This window comes from Haloplanus litoreus (assembly GCF_045690335.1).
Taxonomy (GTDB): domain Archaea; phylum Halobacteriota; class Halobacteria; order Halobacteriales; family Haloferacaceae; genus Haloplanus; species Haloplanus litoreus.
Map to the genome: position 1 here is coordinate 1,131,455 of NZ_CP147874.1, position 15,249 is coordinate 1,146,703.

The window sequence follows — 15,249 nt, forward strand, 5'->3', positions numbered from 1 at the left end:
ATACGGGATCTTAAACGTCCCGTCGTCTCCCGACCGATGAAAAAACCGGCTCGGCCGGGTCGTACGCCCCGGTCTCGGCGCACTCGACGTCCGCTTTCCCGGCGTGACGCCGACCGATCCGAATCACCCCCCGACTACGACCGCTCGGCCCCGATCGGTTCGCTCGCCGAGGGCGTCGTCGGTGTCGACGGTCGACTCGTCCGATCAGGCGCCGGCGTCCACGTCGCCGTCCTCGTCGAGGACGACGCTCGTCACCTCGTAGCCCCGGTCGCGGATGTCCGCCACCAGCGCCCCCTGGTCCACGTCCGCCTCGTAGTAGAACACGATGTCGAACGTGCCGTTCCGGAGGAGTTGCTGGCACTCCCAGACGAACGCGTCGTCCTCGACGGTCAGTCCCTGGAACTGGTTCGAGGAGAAGTCGGTGTCGTCGTTGCCGGCGTAGATGTACGTCTCGCCCTTGTCCGCGTGGGCGGCGATGACCTCGTTGAGGGCCACGGTGAGTTCGTGCATCTCCAGGTCCTCCTGGCCCGAGAGCTCCGTGTGGACGATTGCGCCCGCGAGGTCGATGTCGCCGGGTTCGAGTAGCGCCTTCGTCCGCCGGTAGAGGTCGGCGTCGAGTACGTCCGAGTCGCTCATACCGTGTGGTGGTCGGCGGACCGATTTACCCGTGACGGTTCGGCGCCGACGGTCCCGCCTTCGAACGGCCGGGCCGTCCTCCCCGTTTCAGAAGGAGACGTCCGACTCGTCTCGAGGTCCCGACGCCGTCTCCGCGGGATTCCCTCCCCGGTCGTCGTAGAACTTGCGTCCGATGTACTCGTCGCTCACGTTGCCGAGGATAGTCGTGAACAACTCGTCGGCCGAGTTGTACGTCCCCTGTCCGACGGAGTCGATGATCGTCGACACCGTTTCCGTTTCCTGTGAGTCCGGTGCCTCGATCTCGCTCGCTCCGATTCGCGCGAGAACCGACGCCCGATCGACCGGATACGTAAACTCGTCTTCGAGCCGTTCACGTAGTTCGTTCAACATCATGATTAATGGTTGTATTTTGAACCGTCCTAACCCTGTCGGTCCACGCTCCGGGGAGGCGACGGGCCGCGGGTCGCAGTACGCCGTTCGTCTCGGGCGCTCCCTCGGCGGGGTCGGACAGTGCCGACGCTCCCGGTCACCCCAACCGTTCGTCGAGAATCAGCCGCGTCTTCGTGTTCTGCACCTCGTCCAGATCCCGTGCTTGCGTGATGAGTTCGTTGACCGCGCGCGTGTCGGCGGCGTCGACGACCATGACGATGTCCTCCTCGCCGGACACCTGCCAGACGAAGTCCACTTCGTCCCACTCGGCCATCCGGTCGGAGACACCCGTGGTGTCCACGTCGACGGCCACCGACACCTCGATCATCGCCTTTACGTTTCCCGTGCGCGTCGCCACGGTGAATCGCTCGATGATTCCCTCGTCGATGAGTCGCTCGACGCGGTTGCGGACCGTCCCCTCGGAGGTGCCGACGCGGTCCGCGATCTCGGTGTAGGGGGTCCGTGAATCCCGGCGGAGAATCCCCAGAATCCGGCGGTCCAGTTCGTCCATACGGCGCCTTCGGTCGGGGGTGACTTACCGATTACGAATTTCGTAACTTAGCTTCGAAAGCAAGGCTTATTGGGTGCGAATCCCTGTGTTTCTCGTAATGTCGGACGCCTATCTTGCCCTGGAGGACGGCCGCGTCGTCGAGGCACGTGGTCGTGTTTCGGGTCGGACGCGTGGCGAACTGGTCTTTACGACCGCGTACACCGGTTACGAGGAGAGTCTGACCGACCCCTCCTACGAGGAGCAGGTCCTCACGTTCTCGTACCCGCTCATCGGCAACTACGGCGTCCGAGAGGAGCGATTCGAATCCGACCGCGTCCACCCCCGCGCGGCCATCGCCCGCGAGTTCACCGAGGACGTCGTCGAGTGGCTGGACGTGGAGGGGATCCCGGCCATCGACCACCTCGACACGCGCGAACTCGTCACGTCCATCCGCGAGGAGGGGGCGATGAAGTGTGGGATCGCCGTCGGTCCCGGTGCGACGCCCGAGGACGCGAAAGCGGAACTCGCCGACTGCAAGGGCATGAGCGAACACACGGACATCGGCGCGCAGGTGAGCGTCGACGACCCCGTCGTCTACGAGGGCGGATCGGACGCGACGGTGGCCCTGATCGACTGCGGTGCCAAAGGCTCCATCACCGACTCCTTGCTCGAACGCGGCGCGACGGTTCACGTGCTCCCCTACGACGCGACGCCCGCGGACGTGGCGGCCGTCGACCCGGATATCCTCTTCATCTCGAACGGGCCCGGCGACCCCGAGAACTTCGAGGCCGCCGAGGCGCTGGTCGACGAGTACGTCGGCGACCTGCCCGTCGCCGGCATCTGTCTCGGTCAGCAGGTCGTTGCCAACGCCCTCGGCGGCAGCACCGAGAAGATGTCCTTCGGCCACCGCGGCGTCAACCAGCCGGTCCGCGACCTGGAGTCCGACCGTGTCGTCATGACGACACAGAACCACGGCTACACCGTCGGCGACCCCGGCGACCGGCTGAACGTGACGCAGGTGAACGTCAACGACGGCACCGCGGAGGGCCTCGAAAACGAGACCCTCGGGGTCCTCACCCGCCAGTACCACCCCGAGGCCCATCCCGGCCCCAACGACTCGCTCGATTTCTTCGACGACGTCCTCGACCTGGTGTCGACGGATACGCCCGTCGCCACCTCGGACTGACCGGCCTCACCCCCGCCGCTCCCGCCGTACCACCCCGACCAGCAACGCGATTACCGGTAGGACGACGGCCGCGCCGGCGACGAACGGCGACCAGTACGCGAGGGCGTACAGCGCGGCGGCGACTGGCGGCCCGACGGTCCGTCCCAGGCTCCCCGCACCTTGGGTGACGCCGAAGGCGGTGCCCTGCCGTTCGGCGTCCGAACTCGCCGACACGAGCGTCGCGAGCGACGGATTCAGGAGGCCGTTGCCGAACGAGAGCAAGCCGAGGACGGCGAGCAACGCGACGAGTTCGCGGCCGAGCCACGCCGGACCGCCGAGCGCGGGCAGGGCGCGCCCCAGTTCCGGCGCGAACGGGAGGGCGGCGAGGGCGACGAGGAGGATGCTCGCACCGCCGACTGCGAGTCGTGCCGATCCGACTCGGTCGGCCAGGCGCCCGACGAGTATGCCCTGATTGAGCGCACCGAGGACGCCGACGTAGGTGAGCAGGAGGGCCGCCGCGGACGCGTCGAACCGGTAGGCCGGCGCGTCGGCGACGAAGGGAATGAACATGACCTGTACACCCGCGAAGGCCACGGAGACGAGGAAGAAGGCCACGACCAGTCCCCGGAGTGCCGGGTCGCGGAGCGCCGTCGCGAACGACCCGACGAGCGTCGTCCGCTCGGCCGTCGTCCGGTGGCGGTCCGGTTCTTCGAGCGCGACCAGCGCGACGGCGAGGGCGATCAGGCTCATCGCCGCCGCGCCGAACGCCGGGAGCGAAAAGCGGGTCGCCGGAATCGGCAGTCCCGCCGCTGCCCGCACCGCCGTTTCGCTGGCGAGCGCCCCGCCGATGGCCGGCCCGAAGATGAACCCGAGGCTGAAGGAGGCACCGACGAGTCCGAGGGCGCCGGCGCGTCGCTCCGGTGGCGTCACGTCGGCGACGTAGGCCTGCGCGGCGGCGATGTTGCCGCCCATCGCCCCGGCGAGCGCCCGCGCCAGGAAGAGCGTGGCGACGCCGACGGCGGCCCCACCCAGGTCGCCGGTCAGATCCGCGAGGCCGAAGACCGACCACGCGACGGCGCTCCCCGCCAGCGAGAGGACGACGACCGGGCGCCGCCCCCAGCGATCCGAGTACCGACCGAGGACGGGCGTGGCGAGGAACTGGGTCAGCGAGTACGTCGCTGCCAACAGGCCGATGAACACGTCGCCGACGCCGAAGCTCCGGACGTAGTACGGGAGGATCGGAATGACGATGCCGAAGCCGACGAGGTCGAGGAAGACCACGAACACCACGGTGCCGACGGCCCGCCGGGGATGGTCCACCACTGCGTGGCCAGTCGCGCCGCGGGGGACACCCATGTGGGTGGCGAACGGGCGGGGGCGGTAAAAGTCCCCGTCGACTTGGGGTGGGTGTCGACCTTCGGCAGGTTTTTGACCTGACTCGCGCAACCCCGTGGCATGGTCACGGTCAGGGCTCCCGCGACGAGTGCGAACCTCGGCAGCGGGTTCGACGTGTTTGGCGCGGCCCTCGACCGACCGGCGGACGTCGTCCGCGTCGAGAAGGCCGACCGGACGACCATCGACGTGACGGGATACGGCAGCGAGTTCATCCCCGAGGATCCCGCGGACAACACCGTGGGGGCGGTCGCCGAGGCGCTGGACGCCCCGGCGCACATCCGCATCGACAAGGGGATCCGCCCCTCCTCGGGCCTCGGCTCCTCGGGTGCCAGCGCCGCCGCCGCCGCCGTCGCGCTCAACGAGCTGTACGACCGCGGCCTCTCGCGGAAGGAACTCGTCCCCATCGCGGGGAAAGGCGAGGCGACCGTCTCCGGTGAGGTCCACCTCGACAACGTGGCGCCCGCGCTCCTCGGCGGCTTCACCGTCGCCACGGGTCGGGACGTGACGACCGTCGACGCCGACATTCCCCTCGTCGCCTGCCTCCCCGAAATCGCCATCTCGACGCGGGACGCCCGAGACGTGGTGCCCGCGGGGGCGACGATGGAGCAACTCGTCTACACCGTCGGTCGGGCCGCCACGCTGACGACCGGGATGTGTCGGGACGACCCCCGTCTCGTCGGCAAGGGGATGCACGACCGCCTCGTCACACCCGCTCGGGCCGACCTCATTTCGGGCTACGACGAGGTTCGCGAGGCCGCCCTCGACGCCGGCGCGACGGGTGTCACCGTCAGCGGCGCCGGGCCGGGCGTCATCGCGGCGTGTTACCCCGAAGACCGTCGGTCGATTGCGGCCGCGATGGTCGACGGCTTCGGCGAAGTCGGTGTCGATTCGCGAGCCTACCAGACGAAGATCGGTCGCGGCGCGACGCTGTATCGAGACTGAGGTCGGTCGAGACCCCTCGAACGCCCGCCGCCACCGCCGTCGACCCCTCGACGCGGATGATTCCCACTGACTGGCGGTTCCCACTCGAACTATACTCGTCCGCGGAGAGGTACCGGTAGGACATGAGCGACGGCCAACGGAAATCTTCCGCCGAATCCGGTCACGGTCCAGCCGGGCGGGCGGACGCGCCGCGACGCGGAATGGACCCGGCGTGGTTCGAACGCGCCGTCGAGGCGGCGGGCCACGCAATCTTCATCACCGATTTCGAGGGGCAGATCGTCTACGTGAACCCGGCCTTCGAGGAGGTGACCGGCTACGACGCGGCCGACGCGGTCGGCGAGACGCCGGACCTCCTCAACTCCGGCCACCACGACGCCGACTACTTCGGGCGACTCTGGCGGACCATCGTCACCGGCGAGGTCTGGCAGGAGGAAATCGTGAACCGGCGGGCCGACGGTGACAGCTACATCGCCAACCAGACCATCGCACCCCTCGCGGACGACGAGGACGGCACCATCACGCACTTCGTTGCGATCCAGACGGACATCACCGAGCGCAAGCAACACGAGATGGCGCTCGAACGCAGCCAGGATCTGTCGGCTCGAACCGAGGAGACGGCCGACGTCGGCGGGTGGGAACTCGACCTCGAGGCGCGGGAACTCCGCTGGACCGCGGGCACCCGCCGGATTCACGAGGTCGGTCCCGACTACGACCCGACCCTCGACGAGGCGCTGTCATTTTATCACCCCGACGACCGCGACAAGATTCGGACGTTCGTCGAACGGGCACTCGAGTGGGATCTACCTTACGACGTGGAGGCACGCATCGTCACCCCCGACGGCACCACTCGCATCGTCCGGACGACGGGCCAACCCGTCGCCGGCGACGGCACGCCCGTCCTCCGGGGCGCGATTCAGGACATCACCGAACGGGAGGCGCGCCGCCAGCAGTTGATGGTGTTCAACCGGGTGCTGCGTCACAACCTGCGGAACGGCCTGAACGTGGTCATCGGTCACGCGGAGGGAATCGAACAGGCACTCGAATCGGTCCGTTCCGACGACGTGGACGAGGCGGCGGCGCTCGAACAGATCGACGAGGACACCAGCCGTATCGTCTCGGCTGCCGAGGGCCTCCTCGACACGTCGGAGCGAGCGCGTACGTTCGACCGTATCTACGAGCAGATTCGGGACGTCAAGCCCGTCGAGGTCCGGCCGCTACTGGCGTCCGTCGCCGCGCAGTATCGCGACGCACACCCCGAGGCGACCGTGCGAGTCGAGGGTCCGACGCCCGTCGTCCTCGCCAACCGACACGCGCTTCGAGTCGCTGTCGACGAACTCGTCGATAACGCCTTCGAACACTCGACGGACGACGATCCGACCGTGACCCTCAGTGTGACCGAGCGCACGGACGGCACGATCCAACTCGGCGTCGCCGACCGCGGCGAGGGCATCCCGGAGATGGAACGGGAGGTAATCGTCGACGGCGAGGAACGACCCCTCAAACACGGGAGTGGGCTGGGGCTGTGGATCGTGAAGTGGCTCGTGACGCCCATCGGCGGGTCGATAGAAATCGAGGACAACGACCCGAGCGGCGCCGTCGTCTCCATCGTCTTCCCGGCCTCCCGGTGGACGCCGAGTGCGGACGACGAGTCGGTCTGAGGATACCCCGCCGCGTTCAGACGCCGCGGCCCTGCAGTTTCTCCTCTTCGGCCATGTCGGCGTTCGACTGGCCTTTCATCCCCTTGCCGACGTTCGTGGCGATTTCGGCCAGGCGGTCGGGGTCGTCCCAGTTGTTCACCGCCTCGACGATGGCCGTCCCCATCGCCTCGGGGTTCTCGGCGCCGAAGATACCGGAGCCGACGAAGATGCCGTCACAGCCGTGGTGCATCATGAGCGCCGCGTCGGCGGGCGTCGCGATGCCGCCAGCCGCGAAGTTGACGACTGGGAGGCGGCCCATCTCGGCCGTCTCGTGGACCAGGTCGCGGGGTGCGCCGTGTTCTCGCGCCCAGCGCTCGCGTTCCTCGTAGGCCATGCCGTCGAGTTCGCGGATGGCCCCCTTGATGGCCCGCTGGTGAGTGACCGCCTGGTTCACGTCGCCGGTGCCCGCCTCGCCCTTGGTGCGGATCATCGCCGCGCCCTCGTCGATCCGGCGGAGCGCCTCGCCCAGATTCCGTGCGCCACAGACGAACGGCGCGGTGAACTCCCGCTTGTCGATGTGGTAGTCGTCGTCGGCGGGGGTGAGCACCTCGCTCTCGTCGATCATGTCGGCTCCTTTCGCCTGCAGGATCTCCGCTTCCTTGGTGTGGCCGATGCGAGCCTTGCCCATCACCGGAATCGACACCTCCTCCAGAATCTCGGTGAGTGCCGCCGGGTCCGCCATCCGGGCGACACCGCCGCGCTTGCGGATGTCGGCGGGGACGGCTTCGAGACTCATCACCGCGACGGCGCCGCAGTCCTCCGCGATGCGGGCCTGCTTCGCGTTGACGACGTCCATGATGACGCCCCCTTTCTGCATCCGTGCGAACCCGCGCTTCACCAACTCCGTACCGCGCCGCAGTTCTTCGAGGTCGGTCATATCCTCCGTTACGGTGGGATGTACTTAACGGCGGGCATCCGGTAGATGTTGCCATCGTCACCGATTTATCACCCCGTTCCCATCTCACGGACATGAGTTCCGGGTCGGAGTCGGCGGCGGGATACGTCGCGACACTCTTCGACGGCGTCGGACTTCCGGACGCCGATCCACTCCCGCGGTGGCTCGCACCGCTCCCGCGCCCGGTCGAGAATCTCGGCCTCTCGCTCGCGTGGGCCGTGGTCGTCACCAACCTCGTCGGCACCGCCTTCGGCTTCTGGTACTACCGCTTCCAGTTCGCCGCCGAACCGCTCGTGGCTTGGCCGCTCGTCCCGGACAGCCCCGTCGCCACGTTCTTCATCGCGCTCTCGCTCGCCCTCTGGAAACTCGGTCGGTCGAACGAGGTGGTGAACGCGCTGGCCTTCTTCGGCTGCTGGAAACTCGGTCTGTGGACGCCGTTCGTGCTGGTGGCTTTCGCCGACGGCTTCCTCGCGACCACACCCGTGCCGATGTACATCTTCCTCCTCGGGAGCCACCTCATGATGGTCGTCGAGGCGTTCGTCATCCACCGGTACAGCGACTTCCCCGTCGGCGCCGTCGCCGTCGCCGTCGCGTGGTACGGCCTGAACGACCTGGTCGACTACTTCTTGCCACTGGTCGGGACGCCCCACCACACGCTGCTCCCCAGTCAGCGCATCGTCGACGGTGCCATCACACACGTCTCGCCGAACCACGAACTCGCCGCCGCCGGCGCCGTCGTCCTGACGCTCACCGCCACCTTCCTCACGCTCGCGACGCGAGTGAAGAAACTCGAATCACGGTAGCGTGTCGGCGAAGCCGGCGGCGAACGCCTCCACCGCTCCCCAGTCGGTGTACTCGTCGTCGCGACTGCTGTCGGTGCCGCCCCTCGCTTCGCGATGCGTTTCATCGACCGACGCTTCAGCGGGCCGTACTCGCTGTACCGGGGCGCCGTGGGGACCGTCGCCGCCGCAGTCGGCTCCCGTCACGTCTCGCCGAGGAACGCGTCCAGTCGATCCCGGGCCGTTTCCCTCTCCTCGGCGGCAGTGAGGTCGACGGGGACGAACGCCGACTGGCAGTGATCGAGGTTCGTCGGACGACGACCCGGTCGCATTCGAAGGCGGGATAGATGGCGACGACGGCCGCCGCCTCCGGCGGGAACGGGAGGGGCCAGGTGGGCGGAGTGCATGGTCCGCCGTCGTTTCTTCACCCCCACCGACCGTGGATACCGACCGGAAAGGCGGGTTCGACGACACGAGTCGTTGCCGTGGCGTCCCCCGGCGCACCGTTATCCACCGTCGTCTCGTATGGACCGTATGAGCCTCTACGACCGCCTCGCAGACCTGCCACTTCGTGTCGACGCCACCGACCGGGTGCGCCACTCGCGCGATACGTCGAGTGGCTTCGTCCGAGCGACCACGACGTTCTCCCTCCACGGGGACGGTACGGCCGGACGTGGCGAGGACGTAACCTACGACACCGCGGACCACGACGCCCTCGCCGACGTCCCGGACGCACACTTCGACGACGCCCTCGCCGGCGAGTGGACGTTCGACGCGTTCTCGGCGGCTCTCGGCGACTTGGACCTCTTTCCCACCGGAGCGCCGGAACAGCCCTCCGCACGCCACTACCGCCGCTGGGCACTGGAGAGTGCGGGGCTGGATCTGGCGCTCCGGCAGGCCGACACCGACCTCGCGTCGGCGCTCGGCCGCGAGCGCTCGCCCGTCCGCTTCGTCGTCAGCACTCGCCTCGGCGACCCGCCGACGACCGACCGCGTCGAGGCCATCCTCGACCGACACCCCGATCTGGGGTTGAAACTCGACCCGACGAGCGACTGGACGGACGCTCTCGTCGACGCCCTCGCGGAGACGGGCGCGGTGCGACTCCTCGACCTGAAGGGACACTACGTCGGGACGACGGTGGACCAGGACGCCGACCCCGTCCTGTACGAACGGGTGATCGAGGGGTTCCCGGACGCGGTGATCGAAGATCCGGCGCTCACCGACGGGACGCGTCCGGTCGTCGAAGCCGCACGAAACCGCCTCTCGTGGGACGCTCCGATAACCGGTGTCGAGAGCGTGCGTGACCGCCCCTACGAGGCCCGGTGGCTCAATATCAAACCCTCGCGGTTCGGGACGGTGGACTCGCTACTCGACACGCTCGAATACGCCGCCGACAACGACGTGACCTGCTACGGCGGTGGTCAGTTCGAACTCGACGTGGGACGGGACCAGATCCAGACGCTGGCGGCGACGTTCTATCCCGACGCGCCGAACGACGTGGCCCCCGGCGGCTACAACCTGCCCGACCTGCCAGTGGACCTCCCCGGCAGTCCGCTCTCCCCCGACTCGGACGTGCGGGGTCTCGATTTCTAGTCGACGGTCGGCGCCTCGCTGTCGGCGTGGGCACGCACCCAGAGTTCGCCGATGCGCGAGAGCCGCGTTCGGTAGGACTTCCCGTGTTCCTCCTGTTCGATGTAGCCTTTCCCCCCGGGGCCGAGTCGGTCGACGTTGTAGATGACCTTCGACCGGAAGCTGTCGGTGTACTCCTCGCCGAGTTCGGCCGCGAGCGCCTCCGCGAGTTCGGAGACGGACTCGAACTCACCGTGGTCGCCGAGTTCGAAGAGGATCACCTCCTCGAAGGGCTTGACGTTCGAGAACGAGGCGACCGGGAGTTCGACGATGTGGTTGTCGCCGATGCGCTTGGCGCCGATTGTGGTGCCGCGTTCGTCGAACTCGTCGAGGAGTTCTGTCGTCCCGTCGAGTCGTCCGCGGATCCGGTCGTCGTCGACCGAGCCGTCGTCGAGGAGGCTCCGGAGCAGGTCCCGGTTCGCTCGCAACTCCTCCGCGAGTTCCGTCTCCAGGTACTTCTCGGGGGCGGTGTAGTAGGTGTGAATCCGGTCCCGGTCGGCCTGGCGTTCGAGCGTGATGGAGTGGGCGGCGGTTGCGAAGGCGAAACTCACCGGACGTGGCATCGAACTCACGTTGACCCACACCTCGCCGTCCGGGGCGCCCTCGTCCAGTTGGTCGTTGATGAGGTCGTATGCGTCCTCGAAGGCGGCGTCGTAGTCGTAGACGTCCTCGATGACGATCCGACGGGTTTCGGCGCCGAGTAGGTTTCTGAAGTCCTGTTCCAACTTGGCGGAGATGTTCCGCGAGTATTCGACGTTCGCCTCGCTCCCGACGGCGCCCTCGAGCAGGATCACCCGGTCCACGTCGAACTGGTCGCGGATCAGGGGCGCGATCAGCCGGTCGTAGTCGAAGCCGACCGGGACGATATGGGTCTGCATACCCGATAGTTAGCCGGGACGGTTATATATCCCCTCGAGCCGCGCATCGGGCGTCACACCCTCACACACTCCGTCATTCGACCGTTTCGCCCCGGTGCATCTGACCGAAAACGAGCAACGACGTCACCGCACACACGGCCACTCGAGCCGTGGAATCGATCGACGGTGTCACGGCGTCGCCTCCGATCGATTCTCTCCCTCCGGATCGATCGGCGGGTGCCCTCGGTGTGGAGTACGACAGGTATTTCCCGCACGCCCGAAAAGTATATAGGCGTACATGGGTCGCCCCATGTCGGCGCCATCATCACCATCACCCCCACGAGGGGATCATCAATGGACGACACAGCCAAATACCTCATTCACGCATCGATTGCGGCCGACGGCGTCGTGGAGCGAAGCGACGTCGTCGGCGCCGTCTTCGGGCAGACCGAGGGCCTGCTCGGCGACGAACTCGATCTCCGCGACCTCCAGCAGTCCTCCAAAGTCGGCCGCATCGACGTACAGATCGACAGCGAAAACGGCCAGTCCTTCGGCCGGATCACCATCGCCAGCAGCCTCGACAAGGTGGAGACGGCCATCCTCGCGGCGTCGCTCGAAACCATCGACCGCGTCGGACCGTGTCAGGCCTCGGTCGAAGTGACGAACATCGAAGACGTCCGCGAGGCCAAGCGCCGGAAGGTCGTCGACCGCGCCAAGGAACTGCTGGCGGGGTCGTTCGACGAGAGCGTCATGGACTCCTCCAAAATCTTGGAGGAAGTCCGCGAGAGCGTTCGGATCGACGACATCACGGAGTACCACGGCCTCCCCGCCGGCCCCCGTGTCGCCGACGCCGACGCCGTCATCATCGTCGAGGGACGGTCGGACGTCCTCACGCTCCTCCAGTACGGGATCAAGAACGCCGTCGCCGTCGAGGGGACCAACGTCCCCGACGCGGTGGCCGGCCTGACCGAGGAACGGACCGTCACGGCCTTCCTCGACGGCGACCGTGGCGGCGAACTCATCCTTCGCGAGCTCGCACAGGTGGGCGACGTCGACTACGTCGTCTTCGCCCCCGAGGGTCGGTCCGTCGAGGACCTCGCTCGACACGAGGTCATGTCGGCGCTCCGCGGGAAGACACCCTACGGTGACCTCTTCGAGGACGGCGAGGACCGATCGACGCCGCCCGAACCGGTGGACGAGAGCGAGCGGTCGTCCGACTCGGAGCCGACCGCTTCCGTCTCCGTCGCTGCGGCCTCCCCCGTCGCCGAGTCGGAGACGACCCCCACCGCCGACGCCGCCGCGGACGAGACGGCCGACGACGCGACCGGCCCGTCCCGCGACGAGCCGTCGACGCTTCGCGGCCACGTCCGCGCGGTGATCGACGCCGAGACGGGATCGGCGCGCCTCCTCGACGACGAGTTCGAGGCCATCCAGACGGTGCCGGCTGACGAAGCCTTCGACGCCGTGTCGGCGGCCGAGACGGCGCCTTACGCGGTGGTTCTCGACGGCGAACTGACCCAGCGACTGCTCGACGTGGCGGCCCAGCGCGGTCTCGAACAGATCGTCGCCCGCTCCGCAGCCGAGATGGTCAAGACGCCGGTGGACGTTCGCGTGCGGACGATAGACCAGTTGGCGACCGTCGAGTAACGGCGCGACCGAACCCGTCGTTTCTCGGTGATCGTCGAGTAACGGCGCGACCGACCCGTCGTTTCTCGGTGATCGTCGAGTAACGGCGCGACCGAACCGCCGTTTCTCGGCGACTACTGCCGATACAGAACCGCCGCGCCGTCCGCGAAGAAGTCGGGCAGGCGTCGCACTTTCTCGAAGCCACACCGTCGGTACAGCGACCGCGCCGCCTCGTTGTCGGGCGCGACGGTGACCGTGAGCCGGTCCGCGTCGGCCGCACACGCCGACAACAGCGCCGTCGCCATCCCCTCCCTGCGGTGGTTCGGGTCGACGACCAGTTCCGCCACGTAGGTCGTCCCGTCGCCGGGCACGGCGAGCAGGTAGCCCACGGGGTCGTCCGCCCCGTCGGCCGTCGCGACGAGGGCCGTCGCCGGCGCGAACTCGTCGCCACTCAGGGCGCCGTCGAGCAGCCCCGGACTCGGCTCGCGGAGGTGTGACTGGAGACGGGCGAGTGCGGCGGCGTCGGTCGGTCTCGCGCGGCGAATCACAGCAACAGGGCGGCGAACGCGGCGCTGACGACGGCGCCGGCGAGGGTTCCGAGGAAGTTGACGGTCTGGTTGCCGACCCGGCCACCCTCGAGCGTCGCACCGAGGAGGCTGTCGACGGTCATGCCGGCGACGCCGCCACAGACGACGGCGAGGGCGGCCAGCCCCGGCGCGGCGAATCCGAAGAAGCCGACGGCCACCGCCGAGACGACGGCGGCGCCGGCGGCGCCGACGACGTACCCCTGCCAGGTGATGCCGCCATCGGTGCCCGGCTCGACCCGCCGCAGGGTCGTGATGAGTCGCGGGTCGTCGAACAGGACGCCGATTTCGCTGGAGAGCGTATCGCTCATGGCGGCGGCGAGCGACCCGGTGAAGGCGAAGCGAAAGAGGTCGGCGTCCATGGGCATCCGGCCGCTGGCGGCGAAGCCGATGACGGCCACGAGCGCCACGGCAGCGTTGCCGAGGACGTTCCCGCTCCCCCGGGCGCCCTCGTTGTCCTCGGCGACGCCCCGCTCCCGTTTCTCCTCGAAGCGGTACTTCGCGGAGAGGCCGCCGATCCCGAAGAAGGCGATGAGGACGGCGAACCAGCCGACGCCGCCGAAGACGATAGTGAGCAAGGCGAGCAGTACGCCGGTCACCATCCCGGGCACCGACGCGGTGCCGGTCCAGTAGGAGAGATAGCCGAGGACGACGGTCACGGCGAGGGCGACACCCACCTCCGTGAGGCCGGCGCTGACGCCGATGGCGTCGAACAGCCACAGCAACAGGCCGGTCGAGAGCATCACGAGGGGGTCGTCACGCTCGTAAAGCATCGACCGCAGGAGCGCCGCGACCAGCGCCCCGGCCGCGGCGAGGAAGATAACGGCGGGGAGCGACGGCTGTGCGCCGCGGGTCCAGCCGACGATCAGTTGGCCGCCGAGGGCTGCGAGGAAGGCGACGAGGCCGAATCCGGCGACGGCACGGGCCGGGTCGTCGTCCACCTGCTCGACGGCACGTGCGCCGACGTTGCCGTAGGCGACGACGAGGACGGCGGCGGCGAAGATGGCCGTCGGCATCGACTGCCGGGGTGCCGTCGAGAGGATGGCGAGACCGGTGGCGGCCAGCGCGAAGCCGGCCAGTCCATTGAGCCGACCGTCCCGCCGGTCCTGTGGCCGGGCGAAGAGGTCGAACACCGGTCCCTCGTCCACGACGAACGCGGCGAGGAGCGCCACGATGGCGAAGGGGGCGGCGGCCGCGCGCCCGAGTTCGGGGGCGGCGAGCGCGAGCGTCCCGACGGCTGCGAATCCCCCTGCCCGCCGAAGGGTGGACGTCACACCCACCGGTATCCCCGACGGCCACTTAACCCTCCCGACACGCCCCGTTCGCGTCCACGAGTCCGCGAACCGTGGACTTTTGCGCCGCCACTCCCTAGCTCCGCCGTGGGCCTGTACGACCGCTATCTCGCGCTCAGACAGCGGATTCACGACGGTGAGCCACCCGCTCATGTCGCCCTCGTACTCACCGAACGCGACCTGCTGGAACAGGGTGCCTACGCTCGCCTCGAACGGGTCCTCCGCTGGGCGTTCGAGTACGGCGCCGAACGCGTCACCGTCTCCGTGAGCGTCCTCGACGAGGCGGTGGTGCCGACGCTGGAGCGCGAACTCCGTGCCATCGACGCGCCCCGTCCCGTCGCCGTCCGAGCGCCGGACGACACCGAACCAGCCGCGGCCCCCGTCCAGGTGAACGTCGGCCTGGGCGGCAAAGGGGAGTTCGCCGCCGCGGTCCGCTCGCTGGCCGAGGAGGTCGACGCCGGGCGTCTCGATCCAGAGGAGGTCGACGGGGCTGACGTGGAGCGACGACTCGTCTTCCCCGACGAACCCGACCTACTGATCAAGACGGGTGCCGAGCGCCTCTCCGATTTCATGATCTGGCAGTCCGTCTACTCCGAACTCTACTTCACCGACGTGAACTGGCGGGACGTGCGCAAGCGCGACTACCTCCGGGCCGTCCTCGACTACCAGAACCGGCAGCGACGATTTGGCCGCTGAACGCCGGTGAAGCGGCCGAAAATCACTATCGCGCCGCGGAGCGTCAGGCTTCGGTCTCGCTTTCGATTCCCGTCCCCGTCCCCGTCCCCGTCGTCGACTCGTAACTGACGCTCCTCCCCCGCGCGACCGGTTGCAGG

17 protein-coding genes are annotated in these 15,249 nt (G+C 68.4%); 7 read left to right on the forward strand and 10 right to left on the reverse strand.

Annotated elements, in window-relative coordinates; genetic code table 11:
* Nucleotides 1-204: 204 nt before the first annotated feature.
* The 3 genes from V8686_RS06100 to V8686_RS06110 form a co-directional block, all read right to left on the reverse strand.
* Complete coding sequence (locus tag V8686_RS06100; RefSeq protein WP_379703067.1) at nt 205-636, reverse strand: DUF5778 family protein; 432 nt, start codon at nt 634-636, stop codon at nt 205-207.
* An 87-nt stretch (nt 637-723) separates the two neighbouring features.
* Nucleotides 724-1,029, reverse strand: a complete 306-nt coding sequence (locus V8686_RS06105; RefSeq protein ID WP_379703068.1) for a DUF5789 family protein — start codon at nt 1,027-1,029, stop codon at nt 724-726.
* 133 nt (nt 1,030-1,162) lie between these two features.
* The gene (locus V8686_RS06110) at nt 1,163-1,576 is read right to left on the reverse strand and encodes an Lrp/AsnC family transcriptional regulator (protein ID WP_379703069.1); all 414 of its coding nucleotides are present in this window, start codon (nt 1,574-1,576) and stop codon (nt 1,163-1,165) included.
* A 97-nt stretch (nt 1,577-1,673) separates the two neighbouring features.
* Here V8686_RS06110 and carA point away from each other — a divergent pair, with 97 nt between their 5' ends.
* On the forward strand, nt 1,674-2,741 hold the full coding sequence (gene carA, locus V8686_RS06115) for a glutamine-hydrolyzing carbamoyl-phosphate synthase small subunit (RefSeq protein ID WP_379703070.1): 1,068 nt from the start codon (nt 1,674-1,676) through the stop codon (nt 2,739-2,741).
* A 6-nt stretch (nt 2,742-2,747) separates the two neighbouring features.
* Here carA and V8686_RS06120 read toward each other — a convergent pair whose 3' ends face one another.
* On the reverse strand, nt 2,748-4,076 hold the full coding sequence (locus tag V8686_RS06120) for an MFS transporter (RefSeq protein WP_379703071.1): 1,329 nt from the start codon (nt 4,074-4,076) through the stop codon (nt 2,748-2,750).
* Between the two features lie 99 nt (nt 4,077-4,175).
* On the opposite strand from V8686_RS06120, the gene V8686_RS06125 reads away from it, so the two are divergent.
* Both V8686_RS06125 and V8686_RS06130 read left to right on the forward strand, forming a co-directional pair.
* A complete protein-coding gene (locus tag V8686_RS06125; protein ID WP_379703072.1) occupies nt 4,176-5,057 on the forward strand; it encodes a homoserine kinase in 882 nt (293 codons plus the stop codon).
* 200 nt (nt 5,058-5,257) lie between these two features.
* On the forward strand, nt 5,258-6,715 hold the full coding sequence (locus tag V8686_RS06130; RefSeq protein WP_379703073.1) for a PAS domain-containing sensor histidine kinase: 1,458 nt from the start codon (nt 5,258-5,260) through the stop codon (nt 6,713-6,715).
* 16 nt (nt 6,716-6,731) lie between these two features.
* Here V8686_RS06130 and pdxS read toward each other — a convergent pair whose 3' ends face one another.
* A complete protein-coding gene (gene pdxS, locus V8686_RS06135; RefSeq protein ID WP_379703074.1) occupies nt 6,732-7,631 on the reverse strand; it encodes a pyridoxal 5'-phosphate synthase lyase subunit PdxS in 900 nt (299 codons plus the stop codon).
* 92 nt (nt 7,632-7,723) lie between these two features.
* On the opposite strand from pdxS, the gene V8686_RS06140 reads away from it, so the two are divergent.
* On the forward strand, nt 7,724-8,452 hold the full coding sequence (locus tag V8686_RS06140) for a DUF1405 domain-containing protein (protein WP_379703075.1): 729 nt from the start codon (nt 7,724-7,726) through the stop codon (nt 8,450-8,452).
* Here the strand turns inward: V8686_RS06140 and V8686_RS06145 are convergent.
* Both V8686_RS06145 and V8686_RS06150 read right to left on the reverse strand, forming a co-directional pair.
* Nucleotides 8,444-8,635, reverse strand: a complete 192-nt coding sequence (locus V8686_RS06145) for a hypothetical protein (RefSeq protein WP_379703076.1) — start codon at nt 8,633-8,635, stop codon at nt 8,444-8,446. The two genes, V8686_RS06140 and V8686_RS06145, sit on opposite strands and share 9 nt — an antisense overlap.
* Nucleotides 8,632-8,760: a hypothetical protein gene (locus tag V8686_RS06150; RefSeq protein ID WP_379703077.1), complete on the reverse strand. Its 129-nt coding sequence runs from the start codon at nt 8,758-8,760 to the stop codon at nt 8,632-8,634. The genes V8686_RS06145 and V8686_RS06150 overlap by 4 nt, the downstream gene beginning before the upstream one ends.
* A 202-nt stretch (nt 8,761-8,962) precedes the next feature.
* Between V8686_RS06150 and V8686_RS06155 the strand changes: the two genes are divergently transcribed.
* The gene (locus V8686_RS06155; protein ID WP_379703078.1) at nt 8,963-10,021 is read left to right on the forward strand and encodes a hypothetical protein; all 1,059 of its coding nucleotides are present in this window, start codon (nt 8,963-8,965) and stop codon (nt 10,019-10,021) included.
* On the opposite strand, the gene V8686_RS06160 is transcribed toward V8686_RS06155, so the two are convergent.
* Nucleotides 10,018-10,935, reverse strand: a complete 918-nt coding sequence (locus V8686_RS06160) for an HFX_2341 family transcriptional regulator (protein ID WP_379703079.1) — start codon at nt 10,933-10,935, stop codon at nt 10,018-10,020. The two genes, V8686_RS06155 and V8686_RS06160, sit on opposite strands and share 4 nt — an antisense overlap.
* Nucleotides 10,936-11,268: 333 nt before the next feature.
* Here V8686_RS06160 and dnaG point away from each other — a divergent pair, with 333 nt between their 5' ends.
* Nucleotides 11,269-12,561, forward strand: coding sequence for a DNA primase DnaG (gene dnaG, locus V8686_RS06165; protein ID WP_379703080.1), 1,293 nt, complete (start codon nt 11,269-11,271; stop codon nt 12,559-12,561).
* Between the two features lie 113 nt (nt 12,562-12,674).
* On the opposite strand, the gene V8686_RS06170 is transcribed toward dnaG, so the two are convergent.
* Both V8686_RS06170 and V8686_RS06175 read right to left on the reverse strand, forming a co-directional pair.
* A complete protein-coding gene (locus tag V8686_RS06170; protein WP_379703081.1) occupies nt 12,675-13,088 on the reverse strand; it encodes a GNAT family N-acetyltransferase in 414 nt (137 codons plus the stop codon).
* Nucleotides 13,085-14,398 (reverse strand): DUF92 domain-containing protein, encoded by a 1,314-nt coding sequence (locus V8686_RS06175; protein ID WP_379703082.1) that lies wholly within the window; start codon nt 14,396-14,398, stop codon nt 13,085-13,087. The genes V8686_RS06170 and V8686_RS06175 overlap by 4 nt, the downstream gene beginning before the upstream one ends.
* A gap of 105 nt (nt 14,399-14,503) precedes the next feature.
* Between V8686_RS06175 and V8686_RS06180 the strand changes: the two genes are divergently transcribed.
* The gene (locus V8686_RS06180; RefSeq protein WP_379703083.1) at nt 14,504-15,112 is read left to right on the forward strand and encodes an undecaprenyl diphosphate synthase family protein; all 609 of its coding nucleotides are present in this window, start codon (nt 14,504-14,506) and stop codon (nt 15,110-15,112) included.
* Nucleotides 15,113-15,249: the final 137 nt, after the last annotated feature.

Coding starts and splice junctions, on each gene's coding strand:
- V8686_RS06110 (WP_379703069.1), bottom strand. CDS start 1,576: ATGGACGAACTGGACCGCCGGATTCTGGGGATTCTCCGCCGGGATTCA.
- V8686_RS06130 (WP_379703073.1), top strand. CDS start 5,258: ATGGACCCGGCGTGGTTCGAACGCGCCGTCGAGGCGGCGGGCCACGCA.
- V8686_RS06125 (WP_379703072.1), top strand. CDS start 4,176: ATGGTCACGGTCAGGGCTCCCGCGACGAGTGCGAACCTCGGCAGCGGG.
- carA (WP_379703070.1), top strand. CDS start 1,674: ATGTCGGACGCCTATCTTGCCCTGGAGGACGGCCGCGTCGTCGAGGCA.
- V8686_RS06105 (WP_379703068.1), bottom strand. CDS start 1,029: ATGATGTTGAACGAACTACGTGAACGGCTCGAAGACGAGTTTACGTAT.
- pdxS (WP_379703074.1), bottom strand. CDS start 7,631: ATGACCGACCTCGAAGAACTGCGGCGCGGTACGGAGTTGGTGAAGCGC.
- V8686_RS06100 (WP_379703067.1), bottom strand. CDS start 636: ATGAGCGACTCGGACGTACTCGACGCCGACCTCTACCGGCGGACGAAG.
- V8686_RS06120 (WP_379703071.1), bottom strand. CDS start 4,076: ATGGGTGTCCCCCGCGGCGCGACTGGCCACGCAGTGGTGGACCATCCC.
- dnaG (WP_379703080.1), top strand. CDS start 11,269: ATGGACGACACAGCCAAATACCTCATTCACGCATCGATTGCGGCCGAC.
- V8686_RS06155 (WP_379703078.1), top strand. CDS start 8,963: ATGAGCCTCTACGACCGCCTCGCAGACCTGCCACTTCGTGTCGACGCC.
- V8686_RS06150 (WP_379703077.1), bottom strand. CDS start 8,760: ATGCGACCGGGTCGTCGTCCGACGAACCTCGATCACTGCCAGTCGGCG.
- V8686_RS06160 (WP_379703079.1), bottom strand. CDS start 10,935: ATGCAGACCCATATCGTCCCGGTCGGCTTCGACTACGACCGGCTGATC.
- V8686_RS06140 (WP_379703075.1), top strand. CDS start 7,724: ATGAGTTCCGGGTCGGAGTCGGCGGCGGGATACGTCGCGACACTCTTC.